This is a genomic window from Ruminobacter sp. RM87, from assembly GCF_000701925.1.
Classification (GTDB): Bacteria; Pseudomonadota; Gammaproteobacteria; order Enterobacterales; family Succinivibrionaceae; genus Ruminobacter; species Ruminobacter amylophilus.
In genome coordinates, this window is the sequence record NZ_JNKD01000031.1 from 20,121 (window position 1) to 36,168 (window position 16,048).

At 45.3% G+C, this 16,048-nt stretch carries 17 protein-coding genes; 9 read left to right on the top strand and 8 right to left on the bottom strand.

The window, feature by feature from the left end:
• Positions 1-387: 387 nt before the first annotated feature.
• From thrS to T489_RS15740, 6 genes are all read left to right on the top strand, one after another.
• Positions 388-2,316 (top strand): threonine--tRNA ligase, encoded by a 1,929-nt coding sequence (gene thrS, locus T489_RS0107265; RefSeq protein WP_031579398.1) that lies wholly within the window; start codon positions 388-390, stop codon positions 2,314-2,316.
• 4 nt (positions 2,317-2,320) lie between these two features.
• Complete coding sequence (infC, locus tag T489_RS0107270; RefSeq protein WP_031579399.1) at positions 2,321-2,872, top strand: translation initiation factor IF-3; 552 nt, start codon at positions 2,321-2,323, stop codon at positions 2,870-2,872.
• Between the two features lie 88 nt (positions 2,873-2,960).
• The gene (gene rpmI / locus T489_RS0107275) at positions 2,961-3,155 is read left to right on the top strand and encodes a 50S ribosomal protein L35 (protein WP_031579400.1); all 195 of its coding nucleotides are present in this window, start codon (positions 2,961-2,963) and stop codon (positions 3,153-3,155) included.
• Between the two features lie 18 nt (positions 3,156-3,173).
• Entirely contained in the window at positions 3,174-3,527 is a 354-nt protein-coding gene (rplT, locus tag T489_RS0107280; protein ID WP_031579401.1) for a 50S ribosomal protein L20, read from the top strand.
• Positions 3,528-3,598: 71 nt separating this feature from the next.
• The gene (gene dtd, locus T489_RS0107285; protein WP_232218296.1) at positions 3,599-4,054 is read left to right on the top strand and encodes a D-aminoacyl-tRNA deacylase; all 456 of its coding nucleotides are present in this window, start codon (positions 3,599-3,601) and stop codon (positions 4,052-4,054) included.
• A gap of 52 nt (positions 4,055-4,106) precedes the next feature.
• On the top strand, positions 4,107-4,253 hold the full coding sequence (locus tag T489_RS15740; RefSeq protein ID WP_369791973.1) for a hypothetical protein: 147 nt from the start codon (positions 4,107-4,109) through the stop codon (positions 4,251-4,253).
• Positions 4,254-4,324: 71 nt separating this feature from the next.
• On the opposite strand, the gene T489_RS0107295 is transcribed toward T489_RS15740, so the two are convergent.
• From T489_RS0107295 to T489_RS0107320, 6 genes are all read right to left on the bottom strand, one after another.
• Positions 4,325-5,296, bottom strand: a complete 972-nt coding sequence (locus tag T489_RS0107295) for an alpha-L-glutamate ligase-like protein (protein WP_031579404.1) — start codon at positions 5,294-5,296, stop codon at positions 4,325-4,327.
• 7 nt (positions 5,297-5,303) lie between these two features.
• Positions 5,304-6,902: an inactive transglutaminase family protein gene (locus T489_RS0107300; protein ID WP_037319162.1), complete on the bottom strand. Its 1,599-nt coding sequence runs from the start codon at positions 6,900-6,902 to the stop codon at positions 5,304-5,306.
• Positions 6,903-7,054: 152 nt separating this feature from the next.
• Entirely contained in the window at positions 7,055-7,996 is a 942-nt protein-coding gene (locus T489_RS14275; RefSeq protein ID WP_051621882.1) for an ATP-dependent zinc protease family protein, read from the bottom strand.
• 3 nt (positions 7,997-7,999) lie between these two features.
• Positions 8,000-8,992: a tRNA 5-methoxyuridine(34)/uridine 5-oxyacetic acid(34) synthase CmoB gene (cmoB, locus tag T489_RS0107310; protein ID WP_031579407.1), complete on the bottom strand. Its 993-nt coding sequence runs from the start codon at positions 8,990-8,992 to the stop codon at positions 8,000-8,002.
• 95 nt (positions 8,993-9,087) lie between these two features.
• On the bottom strand, positions 9,088-9,807 hold the full coding sequence (gene cmoA, locus T489_RS0107315; protein ID WP_031579408.1) for a carboxy-S-adenosyl-L-methionine synthase CmoA: 720 nt from the start codon (positions 9,805-9,807) through the stop codon (positions 9,088-9,090).
• A 107-nt stretch (positions 9,808-9,914) separates the two neighbouring features.
• Positions 9,915-10,466, bottom strand: coding sequence for a DnaT-like ssDNA-binding domain-containing protein (locus tag T489_RS0107320; RefSeq protein ID WP_031579409.1), 552 nt, complete (start codon positions 10,464-10,466; stop codon positions 9,915-9,917).
• A gap of 437 nt (positions 10,467-10,903) precedes the next feature.
• On the opposite strand from T489_RS0107320, the gene nifU reads away from it, so the two are divergent.
• The 3 genes from nifU (at position 10,904) to tadA (ending at position 13,737) form a co-directional block, all read left to right on the top strand.
• Positions 10,904-11,836 (top strand): Fe-S cluster assembly protein NifU, encoded by a 933-nt coding sequence (nifU, locus tag T489_RS0107330; RefSeq protein WP_031579410.1) that lies wholly within the window; start codon positions 10,904-10,906, stop codon positions 11,834-11,836.
• Between the two features lie 19 nt (positions 11,837-11,855).
• On the top strand, positions 11,856-13,067 hold the full coding sequence (gene nifS, locus T489_RS0107335; RefSeq protein WP_037319167.1) for a cysteine desulfurase NifS: 1,212 nt from the start codon (positions 11,856-11,858) through the stop codon (positions 13,065-13,067).
• A 76-nt stretch (positions 13,068-13,143) separates the two neighbouring features.
• A complete protein-coding gene (tadA, locus tag T489_RS0107340; RefSeq protein ID WP_198020437.1) occupies positions 13,144-13,737 on the top strand; it encodes a tRNA adenosine(34) deaminase TadA in 594 nt (197 codons plus the stop codon).
• Between the two features lie 6 nt (positions 13,738-13,743).
• On the opposite strand, the gene T489_RS0107345 is transcribed toward tadA, so the two are convergent.
• Both T489_RS0107345 and T489_RS0107350 read right to left on the bottom strand, forming a co-directional pair.
• Positions 13,744-14,631 (bottom strand): hypothetical protein, encoded by an 888-nt coding sequence (locus tag T489_RS0107345; protein WP_031579413.1) that lies wholly within the window; start codon positions 14,629-14,631, stop codon positions 13,744-13,746.
• Positions 14,632-14,657: 26 nt separating this feature from the next.
• A complete protein-coding gene (locus T489_RS0107350; RefSeq protein ID WP_031579414.1) occupies positions 14,658-15,704 on the bottom strand; it encodes a hypothetical protein in 1,047 nt (348 codons plus the stop codon).
• Positions 15,705-16,048: the final 344 nt, after the last annotated feature.

Here is a 16,048-nt window from a genome sequence, read left to right on the forward strand (position 1 = left end):
ATCGGAAATGCGGACGGAGACGTGCGTGCGACAGCGGATGACGATACGGTCGTCACGGCGGATGACGGTGTGTAATGAAACAGTTAAATAAAAGTGTTTCAGTAGGAATTGCCTGATTAAGGCGAGTGCAGGTAAATGAGTATGAAAAAGCGTATGCAAAGCCTGATTTAAGGCATTAAAACACTTGCAAAAATCCATGTGTGTAATTATATTATACAGGTTTGATTGTCGGGTGTTTTTGTAAGCATCTGCATCAGACGGGACTTTTTATGCAAACACCGGATGAACCGACCGTGCGGCCGGCGTCCTTTCAGGTGTTTATTAAAGATGTTGTATTTATTGCGTACATGATACTTGGTTTGTATCAGTACAGAAGAGGTTAGGATAATGCCTGCTATTACTCTTCCGGACGGAAGTATTAAAAATTTTGAAAACCCTGTTTCAGTTTATGATGTTGCTCAGAGTATTGGCCCTGGTTTAGCCAAAGTCTGTGTTGCTGGTAAAGTTAACGGGGAACTTGTTGATGCCTGTGAACTCATTTCCGAAGATGCTACCTTAAGCATCATCACTCCAAAGGATCAGGAAGGTGTTGAGATCATCAGACACTCATGTGCTCACCTTCTCGGTCATGCCATCAAGCAGCTCTGGCCTGAAACAAAGATGGCCATCGGTCCTGTAATCGACAACGGTTTCTATTATGACGTTGATCTCGACCACACCCTTACAGAAGAAGATCTTGCAAAGCTTGATGAAAGAATGCATGAACTTGCAAAGACCGAATATGACGTAATCAAGGAAAGAGTAACATGGGATAAGGCTCATGAAGTTTTCGGCGAAAGAAACGAGCCGTACAAGCAGCTTATCCTTGAGGAAAACATCTCTCACGATGATCATCCTGCTCTCTATCATCATCTTGAATACATTGATATGTGTCGCGGTCCTCATGTTCCTAACATGCGTTTCTGCAAATTCTTCAAGATCACCAAGTCTGCAGGTGCATACTGGCGCGGTGATGCAAAGAACAAGATGCTTCAGAGAATTTACGGTACCGCATGGGCTGACAAGAAGGCTCTTGACGCATACCTTAAGAGACTTGAAGAAGCTGCAAAGCGCGACCACCGCAAGATTGGTCCTCAGCTCGACCTTTATCACATGCAGCAGGAAGCTCCAGGCATGATTTTCTGGCACAACGACGGATGGACCATCTATCGTACTCTCGAAAACTTTATGCGTGAAAAGCTCCACAAGTACAAGTATATTGAAGTTAAGACTCCATTCATGATGGACCGTGTGCTCTGGGAACGTTCAGGTCACTGGGCAAAGTACTCAGAAGCAATGTTCACCACCAGTTCTGAAAACAGAGATTATGCTGTTAAGCCTATGAACTGTCCTGCACACATCCAGATTTTCAATCAGCGTCTGCACTCATACCGCGATCTGCCAATCAGAATGGCTGAATTCGGTCAGTGCCATCGTAACGAACCGTCAGGTTCTTTACACGGCATGATGCGTGTAAGAGGCTTTACTCAGGACGACGCACATCTGTTCTGTACTGAAGATCAGGTAATGTCTGAAGTTAGTAACTGTATCAAGTTCGTTTATGATGTTTACGGTTCATTCGGATTCAAGAACATCGATGTTAAGCTTTCAACTAGACCTGAAAAGCGTATCGGCGACGATGCGTTATGGGACAAGGCTGAACACGATCTTGCCAAGGCTCTTGACGAAAACGGCATCGCTTTCGAATACCAGCCTGGTGAAGGTGCTTTCTACGGTCCTAAGATTGAATTCACTCTTCATGACTGTCTGGGTCGTGACTGGCAGTGCGGTACCGTACAGCTGGACTTCTTCCTCCCTCAGAGACTTGAAGCCACCTATATCGGTGAAGACAATGAAAAGCACAATCCTATTATGATTCACAGAGCAATCCTCGGTTCTATGGAACGCTTTATCGGTATTCTTACTGAAGAATATGCCGGTGCCTTCCCAACCTGGCTGGCTCCTGTTCAGGCTGTTGTTATGGGTATTACCGATGCTCAGGCTGATTATGTTGCCAAGGTTACCGATATGCTCGATGAAGCCGGAATCCGCGTGAAGTCTGATCTCAGAAACGAAAAGGTTGGTTTCAAGGTAAGAGAACATACTTTAATGAAGGTTCCTTACATGCTGGTATGCGGTGCCAAGGAAGTTGAAAACGGTACTGTATCAGTAAGAACCAGAAAGGGTGAAGATTTAGGTAGTTATTCAATTTCTGACTTGATTTCTTTAATCAAAAAGGATATCATTAGCCGCGGAATTGATAGCGCAGAGGAGTAATACCATTAATAACGTTAAGAAAACCGGCAAACAGGCCGCTAATAAAACCAGAATAAATGGTGAAATTAGATACCGTGAAGTAAGATTAATCGGTCTCGATGGTGAAGCTTTAGGTATAATGAGTTCTTCAGAAGCTTTAAACAAGGCTACTGAGGCAGGTGTTGATTTAGTAGAAATCAGTCCGAATGCAGAACCGCCTGTATGTCGTATAATGGACTACGGTAAATTCCTTTACGAAAAGAGTAAGGCTCAGAAAGAGCAAAAGAAAAAGCAAAAGCAGGTGCAGGTTAAGGAAATTAAATTCCGTCCTGCAACTGACGAAGGCGACTATCAGGTAAAACTTCGCAACCTGATACGTTTCCTGGAAGACGGTGACAAGGCTAAGGTAACCATGCGTTACCGCGGTCGTGAAATTGCTCACCAGGACATCGGTCTCGACGTAATGAAGCGTATTGAAAAAGAACTTTGTGTCGACAGAGACCTTGCTGTGGTTGAATCTGCCTCTAAGATGGAAGGTCGCCAGGCTGTCATGGTGTTATCACCGAAAAAAAGGTAGTAATCCGGGGAAGTTAACCAAAGTGCTGTACTGATGTACGCCTCCCGTATTATGTGTTTTTAATATTCCAATGTGGAGTTTTTTTATTATGCCAAAAATGAAAACTGATAAGGGTGCTCATAAGCGTTTTAAGAAGACCGCTAACGGCTTCAAGCGTAAGCACTGTAATCTTCGTCACATCCTGACCAAGAAGTCTACTAAGCGTAAACGTCATTTACGTGCTATGACTATGATTCATAAGTCAGATCTTCGTAATATCGTTAATTTATTACCTTACGCATAACAGAGGAGTAGTTAGGAAATGGCAAGAGTAAAGCGCGGTGTTACCGCTCATGCACGTCATAAGAAGGTTTTAAAGGCTGCCAAGGGTTATTACGGTGCTCGTTCACGTGTTTACCGTGTTGCCGTACAGGCTGTAACCAAGGCTGGTCAGTATGCTTATCGTGACCGTCGTCAGAAGAAGCGTCAGTTCCGTCAGTTATGGATCGTTCGTATTAACGCTGCTGCTCGCGTAAACGGTTTATCATACAGCAAGTTTGTATGTGGCTTAAAGAAGGCATCTATCGAATTAGATCGTAAGATCCTCGCCAACATCGCTGTTAACGATAAGTCAACCTTTACTGTTCTTGTAGAAAAGGCTAAGGCTGCTCTGTAATTCAGTAATATTGACATACTGTTAATATTTTGGTGAAATGTACCACACCTCCGGGTGTGGTATTTTTTTATATGGAGAGATTTATAAACATGATAGCCCTGCTGCAGAGAGTGAATTTCGCTGATATTACGGTTGACGGCAGCTGTATCGCTTCCATGAAAAACGGTGTTCTTGCCTTTATTGCCTTTGAAAAGGGGGATACGGCTGAAAAGTCCCGCAGAATGCTCGATAGAATTCTTAAATACCGCATTTTCAGTGATTCTGAAGGTAAGATGAATCTGAACGTCAATGAAGCCGGTGGTAATCTCATGCTGGTATCCCAGTTTACTCTGGCCGCTAATACCGATCGTGGAAACAGACCGAGCTTCGATCCTGCCATGCCGCCGCAGGAGGCCAGACAGATGTATGACGAACTTGTTGCGTATGCCAGAAGTGTAAAGCCCGGGGTGCAGACCGGGGAATTTTCAGCCGATATGAAGATTCGTCTTGAAAATGACGGCCCCGTAACCATATCACTGCATATCTAGATTAAACAGGAGACGCTGTTTCTGTGACTGAGAACATTGAAAGATTCTCGGAATAAGCAGAATCAGAAAAAATACCGGCATTACGGACGCTGATGTCATGGCGTGGTGCAGAACTGAAATTCTCAGCCCAGATGCTTCATGCGAACGGTCGGCAGGAACTGGTACGTTCATGCGGTCAATGCGTCCTGTTTTACCATAATCACGGTTCATTGAGCCTAAAAAAGCCCGATATCTGTATGATAACGGGCTTTTGGGTGCAATGTCTTTCGGTTAAACCGCATGAACACCGAAGTGTTCCTGAGATACTTTTACTCTTTCCTCAGGCGGAAGGTAACCGTGCTTTTCGATAAAGGCTTCCACAAAATGAAGTCTAGGAAGCAGACCGGCACCGTTGGCTGTCTGAATGGCCATGCCCGGACGTGCGTTTAATTCCAGAAGCAGCGGACCTCTCTTCTTGTCGAGAACTATATCGGTACCGATATAACCGAGTCTGGACATGTCATAGCAGCTTGATGCCAGATTGAGTACGCTTTCCCACTGCGGTACCTGAAGATTTGCCAGCAGGGCACCGGTGTCAGGGTGCTTTTCAATCGGATTGTTGAACTGCACTGCTCTCACTGCTTTGCCTGAACGCAGACAGATGCCTACGCCCACAGCTCCCTGATGCAGGTTTGCCTTGCCGTCCGAAGCTGCGGTAGACAGACGCATCATACTCATTACGGGATATCCCTGGAATACGATTACGCGGACATCAGGTACACCTTCATAGCTGTAATCGGCGAACACGTCATCAAAATTTATCAGATCTTCAATCAGCGCAAAGTCCTGCTTTCCGCCGAGAGAGAACAGACCGGCAAGAATATTGGATATGTGTCTTTCGATATCCATGGCGGTCAGAGCCTGTCCGTTAGGCTTGTAGAAGGCTTTTTCATCGGTTTTGGTGATAACCAGAATTCCTTTACCGCCGGAACCGTGTGCCGGTTTGATGCAGAAGCCGTCGCGATCCTTAACTATTTTAATGAAGTTTTCCACATCGTACTGATGCTTGATTGAGCCAATCAGATTGGTGGTGGAAACCTTGTTCTTAAGAGCCAGTTCCTTGGTCAGTAGTTTATTGTCCACCAGAGGATACAGAGCTCTTTCGTTATAGCGTCCGATGTAGTTTACATTACGCTGGTTCATGCCCATTATCCCCAGTCGCCCCAGGGTAAATGGAGAGCAGTATTTTTTAAAAGGCCACAGATTCATATTACAGATCCTTTTTCAGCTCTTTGATTTCCTGTCTGAGTCTGTCAGCTTCAAGCTTCTGACCGGTAGGTGAGTTAATCTGTTCGGCAAGCGGCTTGAAACGCTTTAATTCGCTCAGACGGTAGCCGGTGTAGTTACCCATGAGCAGTACGGCGGCCAGTATAACCAGCTGGAGACCGAGGAAATTGAAGGTGACGTGCTGAACGATGGCGCTATTCATGGCAAGGTAGGCCAGAACAGCAACCAACAGTGAGCCGGAGCCCTGTTTCATAACTTCACGTGGACCTTCTTCCTCCCACAGAATTGACATTCTTTCGATGGTCCATGAAAGAATAATCATAGGGAAGAAGGTAATCTTGATACCGTCAGAGATACCAACCTTGTAGGTGATGAAGCTCAGAATACCGATAATACCGATAACCGCTATGATTACCGTTGATATTCTCGCCACCAGCAGCAGGTTTAGGTGTGACAGCCATGAACGGATAATCAGACCGATGCCCACAATTGCAAGGAAGCCGATGAGACCTACAGACAGATTGGTCTGCAGGAATGACATGGCAATCAGTACAGGCATGAAGGTACCGGAGGTCTTGAGGCCGACGATTATACGCAGGAATACCACAATGAGTACGCCGATAGGTATAAGCAGTACGCTCTTGAACACGGCTCTTTCTTCGATAGGAAGAGTGTTTACGGAAAGGTCTACGTAATCCTTGCCCTGAGAGGTGGTGGCATTACGCTTGAGATCGAAAGCCTTCTGATCGCTGATGAAGTTACGTACGATGGAGAAGCTTACGTTTGAATTGTCACCGCCGGTAACGTCGATGGTGGAACTGTTGTTGTTATTCCAGATGAATACGTCCTTGCCGATACCCATGGTTTCAGCGGTAGGGTCAAAGATATGGTATTCATTGTTTTCGTTGAATACGGCGATGTAGGTGAGAAGCTTCTGATTTCTTCTGCCGTCTTCAAGCTTGATGGCGGTAACCTGCTGTGCTGGAATGCCGGCAAGATTCAGGATCTTTACGATGATGTCAGCTTTCTTGAACTTGTTCAGCAGAAGCTTGGCGTTCTGATCCTGATTGTGCAGTTCCTTGAATATCTCGTTGGTGAGGGTGAACGGATCCACGCTGCGTGAGTAGGCCGCATCCTTAATCTGCATCAGTGCGGAATAGTATGGTTCAGGTTCAAGTATTTCAGCAACTTCAGGTACCGTCATCAGGGTGTTCTTGAATGCTTCATCGGCGAGAACTTCAACACGGTAGTAAAGAGTCTGGTTGCCTGAAGCAAGTCTCTTGCTCCATTCGGCACGCTGCTGACCGTTAATTTCCTTGTAGTTGAGACCGTAGTCCGGACTGGCGGTGGTTTCATTCACAACCTTGTAGCCTGGCTGCTGTGTCGGGATGGCAAAGGAAACTCTTACAGGAAGATTTTCCTTATTTGCCTGGAAGGTAATCTTTGCTTCAATGTCCCAGGCAATGTTCTTTTTCCCGGGAAGCCACGGCACCGAGAAGGTAAAGTGCTGATAGCACATTAAACTTATACCCGTAATTAGAAGGAAGGCTATAACAAGGTAGTACACTCCACGACTCATCATAATTGCATGTCCTGAATTTTTTTATACTAAAACATCAAGGAATCACTTCTGTATGACGTTTTCCTTAAACGTGACTTTTATGATTCCGCTGCTATAAAAGAAACAATCTGAAGGCAAACCGGTTACCTTCAGATTTGTAAACTCATTATTTGTTATTTGGCCGGTTTGGCTCCGTTGCCCGCAGTCTGAACATTCTGACTGTCGGCCGGCTTTGCCGGAATTTCTTCTTTTTTGCTGTCTTTCTTAACCAGATTCTTCTTGGTGGTATCCTTGTAGTTTGTGAATACCGTGTTTGCCTCAATTCTCTTCTGTACGTGATGTCTTGAAACATCGACTACGGCAATATCCTTGATGAATTCACGGCCGATAAGGATAGGGTAGGCCATACTGGTTCTGTTCTTTAAGGAGAATTCCGCCTTTCCGGTGTAGGAATCAACCTTGACGGTAAGCTTTACCACAGGTCTGTCTTCAATGTTACCGTTGGTTGAGGCCTGTTTAATCTGAGTGTTGCGTACCCATGGAGCTTCAACGGTGATGGTATTGTCTTCGGTAAGAGGAATACCGAAGCGGTACCAGGTCTTGCCGTCTCTTTCAAACTTTTCAACATCAACGGCACTGATTGAAGATACGGCAGCACCGGTATCGATACGGCCTTCAAGTGAGGCATCGGCTTCACCGATGTAAATCCATTCAACTTCACCGAAGATCATCTTTCCGTCTGATAATTTTGTACTGTCGGCATTCATGGTTTTGACTTCCTTCGGAGATTCTACCTGACTGTTCATTTTACTGTTGATGGTGGTGCGCAGGGAATTCAGGTTGCTGTTGATTTCCGCAAGTTCTTTTCTGTTGCTGTGCGCGGATTCGATTTTTTCATTGAGAGCGGCCATTTCGGCTGTTCTTGAAGCCTTGAGGTCAGCAAGTTCTTCTTTGATTGAGGCAAGCTCCGGAATCAGTGTTGCCTGCTGATCTCTCAGTTCATTGATGGCATTGAGAGTGGTGCTGCCGGATGTGTCGTTTGCCATCTGACAGCCGGTAACTGTCATAAGTATCAGTGTAATGGCTGAGCATAATTTCTTTGTATGTCTGAACATAGCTTATCTACCTTTTTTCTGGGCTGTAAATACGGCTCTTGTAGGTGCCTGATAACCTTCAATGGTCCTGGTGTGATCCTGCGGATCCAGAAAATCCTCCAGAGACTCCGTAATCATTAATTCCGTACGGCGCTGTTCTTCAGTGGTTGTCATGCATACGTCTATTAATTTTACATTAATATATCCGCATCTATTCAATAAATTTTCCAAGGATGAGATCGATGGTATATACCAGATGTTCGGCATTTTGGCATAACGGTCTTTCGGAATGAGAACAGTCTGCTCGTCTCCCTCGATAACCATGGTCTCAAGAACCAGTTCACCGCCGGGTACCAGCTGGCTCTGAAGCTGCATCAGATGGTCAACGGCACTGCGTCTGTGGTACAGCACTCCCATTGAAAAAACCGTGTCGAACGCTTCAAGCTGAGGCAGCTGTTCAATACCCAGGGGAAGCAGATGAATCTTCTTCTGAATGTCTTCAGGAACTGTGCGTTTAAACAGTTCAAACTGGGCTGTGAACAGAGCGCATGGGTCAATACCCACTACTCTTTCGGCTCCCTCGCCGAGCATACGCCACATGTGGTAACCGTTGCCGCAGCCGACATCAAGGATTTTTCGGCCGGCAAGCGGAGTGATTCCTTTAATCAGGCGATCCCACTTCATGAAGCTGCGCCATTCTGATTCCGCCTTTTCTCCGAAAAATTCGTACGGTCCCTTGCGCCAGGGCATCATTTCTCTGTAGAGAGCCCTGAGCATCTGGTGCTGTCCGGGAGTGATGTCTTCTCCTCTGCCGAATGACACGTACGGCTGATTGAGGTTCAGGGTATCGGCATGCAGTGATCTGGTACGTTCCAGAATTTTTTCGTATCTGCGGAATTCCTGCCCTTCGGCTGATTTCAGAAAAGCTTCCAGATCTGCCGGCAGTCTGGTGAGCCAGCGGCTGAGCTGCCGGTCTCCAGCGATTGTTTCCAGAAAGGTATTGAAGGGGGTAAACATCAGAAATACTCCATAAAGTGCATCGGATAATATTTGATGCGTAGTTTAATGTTTTGCCGTGCTTTGGTAAACAGATTTTTTTTGCTTTTGCAAATTTACTTTATGGCTATTATCGAGCCGAAATTAAAGCACTGATACCATACCGACGCGTGTGAAAAACCGCAGTTTTTAAGACGGGCGATATGAGTCGGAACTTCATCGGAAATCAGCACGTTTTCAAGAGATGTTCTCTTCTGACTGATTTCAAGATCCGAGTATCCGTTGGCCTTTTTGAAATCAAGATGCAGGTCGAAGAGGGTGTTCTGTATGGTTTCATCCGCAAACTTGAATTTTTCACTGAGTACGAGGATTCCGCCTGGAACCAGGGAATCGGCAATCTTTTTCATGAGAGCATCGCGTTTTTCCGGAGCGATGAACTGAAGCACAAAGTTTAGCACCACGACTGATGACGGTTCGAATTCGAAATCGGTGATGTCTCCGGCAATTATGTTCACTTTTCCGTTGCCTTTATAGCCTTTTACTATTTCTCTGGCACGGCTTACCATTGCTTCCGAATTGTCGATGCCGATGACTTCACAGCCTTCGGCTGCGTATCTGTTCATTTCAATGCTGCAGGCGCCGAGACTGCATCCCAGGTCATAGAGCTTGGTGTCGGGACGGGAAAATTTCGCAGTGAACATGCCGATGGCACTGACAATATTCGAATACCCGGGAACCGATCTCCTGATCATGTCGGGAAACACGTTTGCCACAGTATCATCAAAAGAAAAATCACCGATACGGTCACGGGGAGCCGCGAATATATTGTCATGCATAATCAGAATACTTCCATTGTTCAAAAACGTGACAATTATAACAGAAACGGTGCTGATTAACTACAGATGACATGAGCCGGTACGGCAAAAAAACGTTCCGTGCGGAATCAGATTTCGTGTCTCTTTCTTTTCAGAAAATTTATGAATGCCAGATTCCAGTGGGGATCATCCTTTACCGCTCTGGTGGTAATCCAGTAGCTTACGAATTCATTGAGTTCCGTCAGGTTGAAGGAAATGTCTGAAAGCCCGCTGAATTGAGCCTGCTCAGCAAACTGGGACGACGGCTGCCAGTCTTCATGCATGGGGTAGAGACGGAATGAGGTTTCCTCGGATCTTCCTGCAAATCTTGCGGGAAGACGGCAGCGGATTCCGCTGTAATACGGTACCTGACCGCTGACGACCGATGCCGGCCTTTCAAGAGGTTCAAGCAGACCGAAGCGAATAAGCTCAAGAATGTAACCGTTGATTTCCTCGGCATTCGGACGGTACGCGTAACCGCCGTTCTGACTGATTATGGTAATGCTGTTGAGAGCCATGACGTAGTCCAGAACGATTTCCCCGTTCTCCGAATAGGTGGAGAGATAGGCGGTGTAAATGACTCTTGACTGCAGATGCAGGTATCCGTTGGTTATGATTTCGATTTCCCGGGCATTCAGCATGGTGTCTTGTTCCGTTTGATTAGATAAACAGTTAAAGAATCATCAATCATGTATGCTGTGAATCAGAAAAAAAACAGAGATGAAAATACACTGTTTTTTTCTCATGATATTCCGGACGACATGACAGACGCCTTCTTCATTAAGTGAACGGAAACTATAGCATAAATAAAGATTCCGGTAAAAGATCGCGTATTCAAAAACGAAAAATACATCGTCTGGAAAAATCTTTTTTTCGTCAAATGATAATTTTTATCTTGGTGATAAAAAAAATCAGATAAAAGTGTGATTAATGATTTATAATTTCAGGCGTTTAGAGAAAGAACGGTTTTTAATTTTCCAAAGTACCACGACTGCGTGTTTCGGTGTATTCACTGCATACGGATGTTCCTCGGAACCGTACTTTGTGAAATTTTTAATTAAGAGAGGCAGATTTATTTATGTGGGATTATTCAGAGAAGGTAAAAGATCACTTCTTCCATCCGAGAAATGCCAAGGTTGTTGAAAATGCGAATGCGATTGGCGACGTTGGTTCCATTTCATGCGGTGATGCTCTCCGTCTGATGCTTAAGGTTAATCCGGAAACTGACGTTATTGAAGACGCAGGCTTCCAGACTTTCGGCTGCGGCAGTGCCATTGCTTCATCTTCAGCTCTTACTGAAATGATTATCGGCAAGACCATTGATGAGGCTCTTAAGATTACCAATCAGGATGTTGCCGATTATCTGGATGGTCTTCCTGCCGAAAAAATGCACTGTTCCGTAATGGGGCGTGAAGCCCTTGAAGCAGCGGTTGCTCAGTACAAGGGTGAAGAATATGTTCATGACCACGAGGATTCTCCTCTTGTCTGCAAATGCTTCGGTATCGATGAAGCCAAGATTGTCAGAGCTATCAAGGAAAACAATCTGAGCACCGTTCAGGATGTTACCAACTATACCAAGGCTGGCGGCGCATGCGGTTCATGTATTGAAAAGATTGAGGAAATCATTAAGAAGACTCTTGATGAAATGGCAGGTGACGCATACTACAAGGGACAGTGTGAACATGCCAACAGAGCCTCTCAGACAGAAGAAGAAAAGGAAATTACCGTTCAGACTGCTCCTGCAGATGAAAATGTTCCTGAAAACGAAGCTGTTCCTTTCTATCAGACTGTGGTGGACATTATCGAAAGAATGAAGCCTGCTCTGGCTCAGGACGGCGGCAGCGTGGTTCTCAAGCGTGTTACCGCTGATCGTGTTGAAGTTGAACTCTCTGGTGCCTGCACCGGCTGTATGATGACCGATATGACACTGTCATGGATTCAGCAGCAGATTATGGAAGCCATCGGTGAATACATTCAGGTTGTTAACGTAGGTACTCCATCTCATCACTAAAAGAGGCAGGACAGATACTATGACTCAGGGAATTTATTTAGACAACAACGCCACTACAAAGACCGATCCTCTGGTTTATAACGCCATGATTCCATTCTTTACCGAATATTATGGCAATCCAAGCTCCATGCACGAGTTCGGTGAGCCTGTACGTCATGCCATCGACAAGGCAAGACATCAGGTTGCTGAATTTCTGGGAGCCGAACATGACGATGAGATTATTTTCACCTCCTGTGCCACTGAATCAGACAATACTGCATTATGGAGCGCCCTCAACGCCAGTCCGGACCGCAGGGAGGTGATTACCACTGCGGTTGAGCATCCTGCCATTCTTGACACCTGTGCAACTCTTGAAAAGAAAGGCTACAAGGTTCATTATCTCGGTGTTGACGGCAGAGGCCGTCTGGATCTTGACGAATACCGCAGACTTCTGTCAGACAAGACCGCCATTGTTTCCGTAATGTGGGCAAACAATGAAACCGGTACAATCTTCCCGGTTGAACAGATGGCTGAAATGGCCAAGGAAGTGGGGGCTCAGTTCCACACCGACGGCGTACAGGCGGCAGGCAAGATTGATATTGATCTGAAGCGCACCAAAATCGACATGCTGAGTTTCAGCGGTCATAAGATTCATGCTCCAAAGGGCGTGGGCGTGCTTTATCTCCGTCGCGGTACCAGATTCCGTTCCTTCATGCACGGCGGTCATCAGGAACGCGGCCGCAGGGCAGGTACCGAAAATGCTCCGTATATCGTAGGTCTCGGTGTTGCCTGTGAACTTGCAAAAATGCATCTTCCTATGATGAACGATACCGTTAAGGAATTGAGAGACCGCCTGCAGTACGGCATTCTCAAGGCCGTTCCAAACTGCTTTGTTACCGGTGACGTGGAAAACAGAACCGCAAACACCCTCAATATCGCTTTTGAATATGTTGAAGGTGAAAGTATTCTGCTCAAGCTTAACGAGTACGGAATTGCCGCCACCAGCGGCAGCGCCTGCACCAGCGGTTCTCTGGAACCTTCTCATGTTATGAGAGCCATGAAGATTCCGTTTACCTCTGCACACGGTACCGTAAGATTCAGCTTAAGCCGTTTTACCAAGGAAGCTGAAATAGATCGTGTCATTGAAGTGATTCCGGGAATCATCAGCGAACTCCGTTCATATTCTCCGTACTGGCAGCAGAACAAGCCGGCAATGGGTGAATTTGATCCTGACTACAAGGGAACCCTGTAATCTTATTCAATCGGAACAGACCGGTGAAAGGATATATGTCTTTGCACCGGTTTTTTTATATGCAGAGGAACATACAATGGCGGACAACGGTAATTTACCTGCTGATGAGAATCCGGTAAACGTGACGGAACATTCGGATGAATATTTCATGCGTGAAGCGATGAAAGAGGCGGAACTTGCCGCGGATATCGGAGAAGTTCCCGTGGGGGCGGTGATTGTTGCCGGAAACAGTATTATTGCCCGCGGACACAACAGAATGATTTCCGCAAACGATCCTTCAGCTCATGCGGAGATTGCAGCCATCAGGGAAGCGGGGCGTGTGCTTGACAACTACAGGCTTACGGATACCAGACTGTATGTGACTCTTGAGCCGTGCATCATGTGTTCCGGAGCGATTATTCATGCCAGAATAGGCAGGGTGATATACGGTGCCCGTGACTACAAGACGGGAGGAGATGTTTCGGTATTCAACATTCTGCAGGATCCGAGACATAATCACCATCCAGAGGTGACTTCAGGGGTTCTCGAAGAAGAATGCAGTGCCATGATTTCGACATTTTTTGCCAGAAGAAGAGAGCAGAAGAAGCTGGAAAAACTTAAGAACAGAGGCGCAGATCGAAGAGCTTCCGAACTGATTTCGTCTGCCGGAAGTACCGGTACGCAGTTCTGATTTCGGCTACAGAGTATTCGGATCCACGTCATCACAGCTGTATCTGGCGATGCATGCTGATGTTTGTGATACTTTCCATACTATTTTATTTTCCTTACCGGACGCGTAAAACGGTTCAACAATGTAGTCTGTTTCCGGAGAGCTGAAAACAGCCGTGACGGTTCCGCTGCTGGAAACATTAATCTGCACGTTATGGTTTTCTCTGGACATGTGACAGCTGGAATGATGGGGGATTTTTACCTTTGTATTCGGAGCATAGTAATTCATTGCTCCGCTGTCCAAAAGACATTTTCTGGTCCGGTGCAGTGTTTCCGCCACATCTGACAGTGGCTTTTTCTTGAAATTCTGCATGTTATGGAAAACCAGTCTGGAGCCGTATACGTCAAAATCATACAGGGAGACGGCAGTGTAGACTGCGGCACCTGCAAAAATAAAAAGACCTACCAGCAGTATGCGGTAGACAGTTTTTTTCTGTCCGGAGTGTTTTCTGACTGTTTTCTGGAATTGTTCGGTTCTGGTGTAAAAATAAATATCGTCAGGATTAAAGGCTCTGCCGTCTGATTCCGGTTTCCTGTGTTTTTTATTCTGTCCGGATTGGTAAACATCCTGTATGACTGCCGGCAGTTCTGCTCCGCTGTCTTGTTCTTTGTTCTGATTTCCCGGTTCCAGAGAGGTCGACTCCTCGTCTGTAATTGCGTTTCCGGTCTGAGCATTCATGCTGCGGTACTCGGAAGAATCAGAAAAGTCAGCGTTTTCATCGCTTCCGTTATGTTGAGCCTTACCTGCATAAAATCCGTAATCATCAGTTTTCTCCATACCTGTAGGTGCACCGCACAGAGGACAGATTTCAATATACTTTTTCAGAACGGTACCGCATTTTTTACAGTAAGCCATAATAAAAACCCTTTTCAGCGGTGATGTTAAAGCAGATTTGGATCAGGTGCCAGACAGTTTAATCTTTCTGCACATGAAGATTCCGGAGATGCTTTCCATATAAGTGATTTTTTTCCGTTAACCGTCTGATAGAAGATTTGAGCCTTGTAATTTGTTTCTGGCAAAAAAAAGGTAATTTTTAAATAATCAGAATAAACATGAACTGACAGATTATCATCAGTTTTGAATTTTTCAATACTTCTGCATTCGCGTCTGACAGTATAATGTACAGGTTCTCCTTCTTCAAAGTAGTTCAGACCGCCGTGGTCGATAATACATTGTCTGTATTCCCTGAGTATAGGACCGACCTTTGACAGATGCCTGTTATTGAAATCAATTCCTTCATAGAAATCATAGGAGTACGCTGCCAGGAAGACATTTAAAACCAGAACAATTATTCCGAAAATGACTAAGGATGTTTCATACTTTGGTTTGCAGGTAAGCGGATTGCTCTGTACAGTTTCCGGTTCCCTGTTTCTGAATTTTTCAGATGTTTTTAAGACAAGAGGCCAGGTTGCGTAGCATGAAGCCATCAGCAGCGTGCCGGCGGCCAAAAAAGTCAGAGCATGAAAACTCCCTATGTTGAGACAGCCATGAGCAATCAGGGCTAACATGAAAATGAGCAGACATATTTCGCATAAATGCAGGATTCCGAGTTTTTTTATGTCTTTATACAGAGCAGATGTTCTGTGTTTTTTCATAAATGAAAAAGCACTGTAATCAGCCTTGACTGCGGATATGAGTGTGTATAAATAAAGCGGCATGAAAAACGGAAAAGCCAGAAGAGAGACAATGCATGCGCAAAGCAGTCGTTTGATTCTGCAGAAGTCTGCGGCTGATTTTTCAAATTCAGGGGTATCCACAAAGGAGGGAATCCTGTCTTTGTTGTAGTCTGAGTATTCTGTATACAGTCTGTTTATGACGTCATCGTCAGAGTTTCCAGAGGATAATTCGGGAGCATTATTGCCGGAAGATGGTTCTTTTTTCAGCTCTTCGTTATTGACAGTGTTTTCGTATTCTCTGCTGTCATCCATATCAGATCTCCGTTTTATGTCCATAATAAAAGACAATATGAAACGACCTCCACGAATGAATGCAAAACGTGGATTTACCGTGTAAACTGTAGACGTTAATAAAACAGAAACGGATTTACCGCATACATTGAATGAATTTACTACATACATTGAATGAAGGTCGTTATGAATAAGATAATATATATTGGAATGGATGTCCACTCTTCTAACTTTACTTTGTGCTCTTTTGAACCAGGTTATGGCATGTCTGAAGATAAAATATTCGGTCAGGTGCAGTTTAAGGATGACCTGATTAAAAATACCGAGAAGTATATCTGTAATCTGAAATCACAGAGAAAGGATAT

What these genes read in the sequence shown, in the direction of transcription:
- thrS (WP_031579398.1), top strand. Translation starts at nt 388, where the DNA reads ATGCCTGCTATTACTCTTCCGGACGGAAGTATTAAAAATTTTGAAAAC.
- rpmI (WP_031579400.1), top strand. Translation starts at nt 2,961, where the DNA reads ATGCCAAAAATGAAAACTGATAAGGGTGCTCATAAGCGTTTTAAGAAG.
- rplT (WP_031579401.1), top strand. Translation starts at nt 3,174, where the DNA reads ATGGCAAGAGTAAAGCGCGGTGTTACCGCTCATGCACGTCATAAGAAG.
- dtd (WP_232218296.1), top strand. Translation starts at nt 3,599, where the DNA reads ATGGAGAGATTTATAAACATGATAGCCCTGCTGCAGAGAGTGAATTTC.
- T489_RS0107300 (WP_037319162.1), bottom strand. Translation starts at nt 6,902, where the DNA reads ATGATGAGTCGTGGAGTGTACTACCTTGTTATAGCCTTCCTTCTAATT.
- T489_RS14275 (WP_051621882.1), bottom strand. Translation starts at nt 7,996, where the DNA reads ATGTTCAGACATACAAAGAAATTATGCTCAGCCATTACACTGATACTT.
- cmoB (WP_031579407.1), bottom strand. Translation starts at nt 8,992, where the DNA reads ATGTTTACCCCCTTCAATACCTTTCTGGAAACAATCGCTGGAGACCGG.
- cmoA (WP_031579408.1), bottom strand. Translation starts at nt 9,807, where the DNA reads ATGCATGACAATATATTCGCGGCTCCCCGTGACCGTATCGGTGATTTT.
- T489_RS0107320 (WP_031579409.1), bottom strand. Translation starts at nt 10,466, where the DNA reads ATGCTGAATGCCCGGGAAATCGAAATCATAACCAACGGATACCTGCAT.
- nifU (WP_031579410.1), top strand. Translation starts at nt 10,904, where the DNA reads ATGTGGGATTATTCAGAGAAGGTAAAAGATCACTTCTTCCATCCGAGA.
- nifS (WP_037319167.1), top strand. Translation starts at nt 11,856, where the DNA reads ATGACTCAGGGAATTTATTTAGACAACAACGCCACTACAAAGACCGAT.
- tadA (WP_198020437.1), top strand. Translation starts at nt 13,144, where the DNA reads ATGGCGGACAACGGTAATTTACCTGCTGATGAGAATCCGGTAAACGTG.
- T489_RS0107345 (WP_031579413.1), bottom strand. Translation starts at nt 14,631, where the DNA reads ATGGCTTACTGTAAAAAATGCGGTACCGTTCTGAAAAAGTATATTGAA.
- T489_RS0107350 (WP_031579414.1), bottom strand. Translation starts at nt 15,704, where the DNA reads ATGGATGACAGCAGAGAATACGAAAACACTGTCAATAACGAAGAGCTG.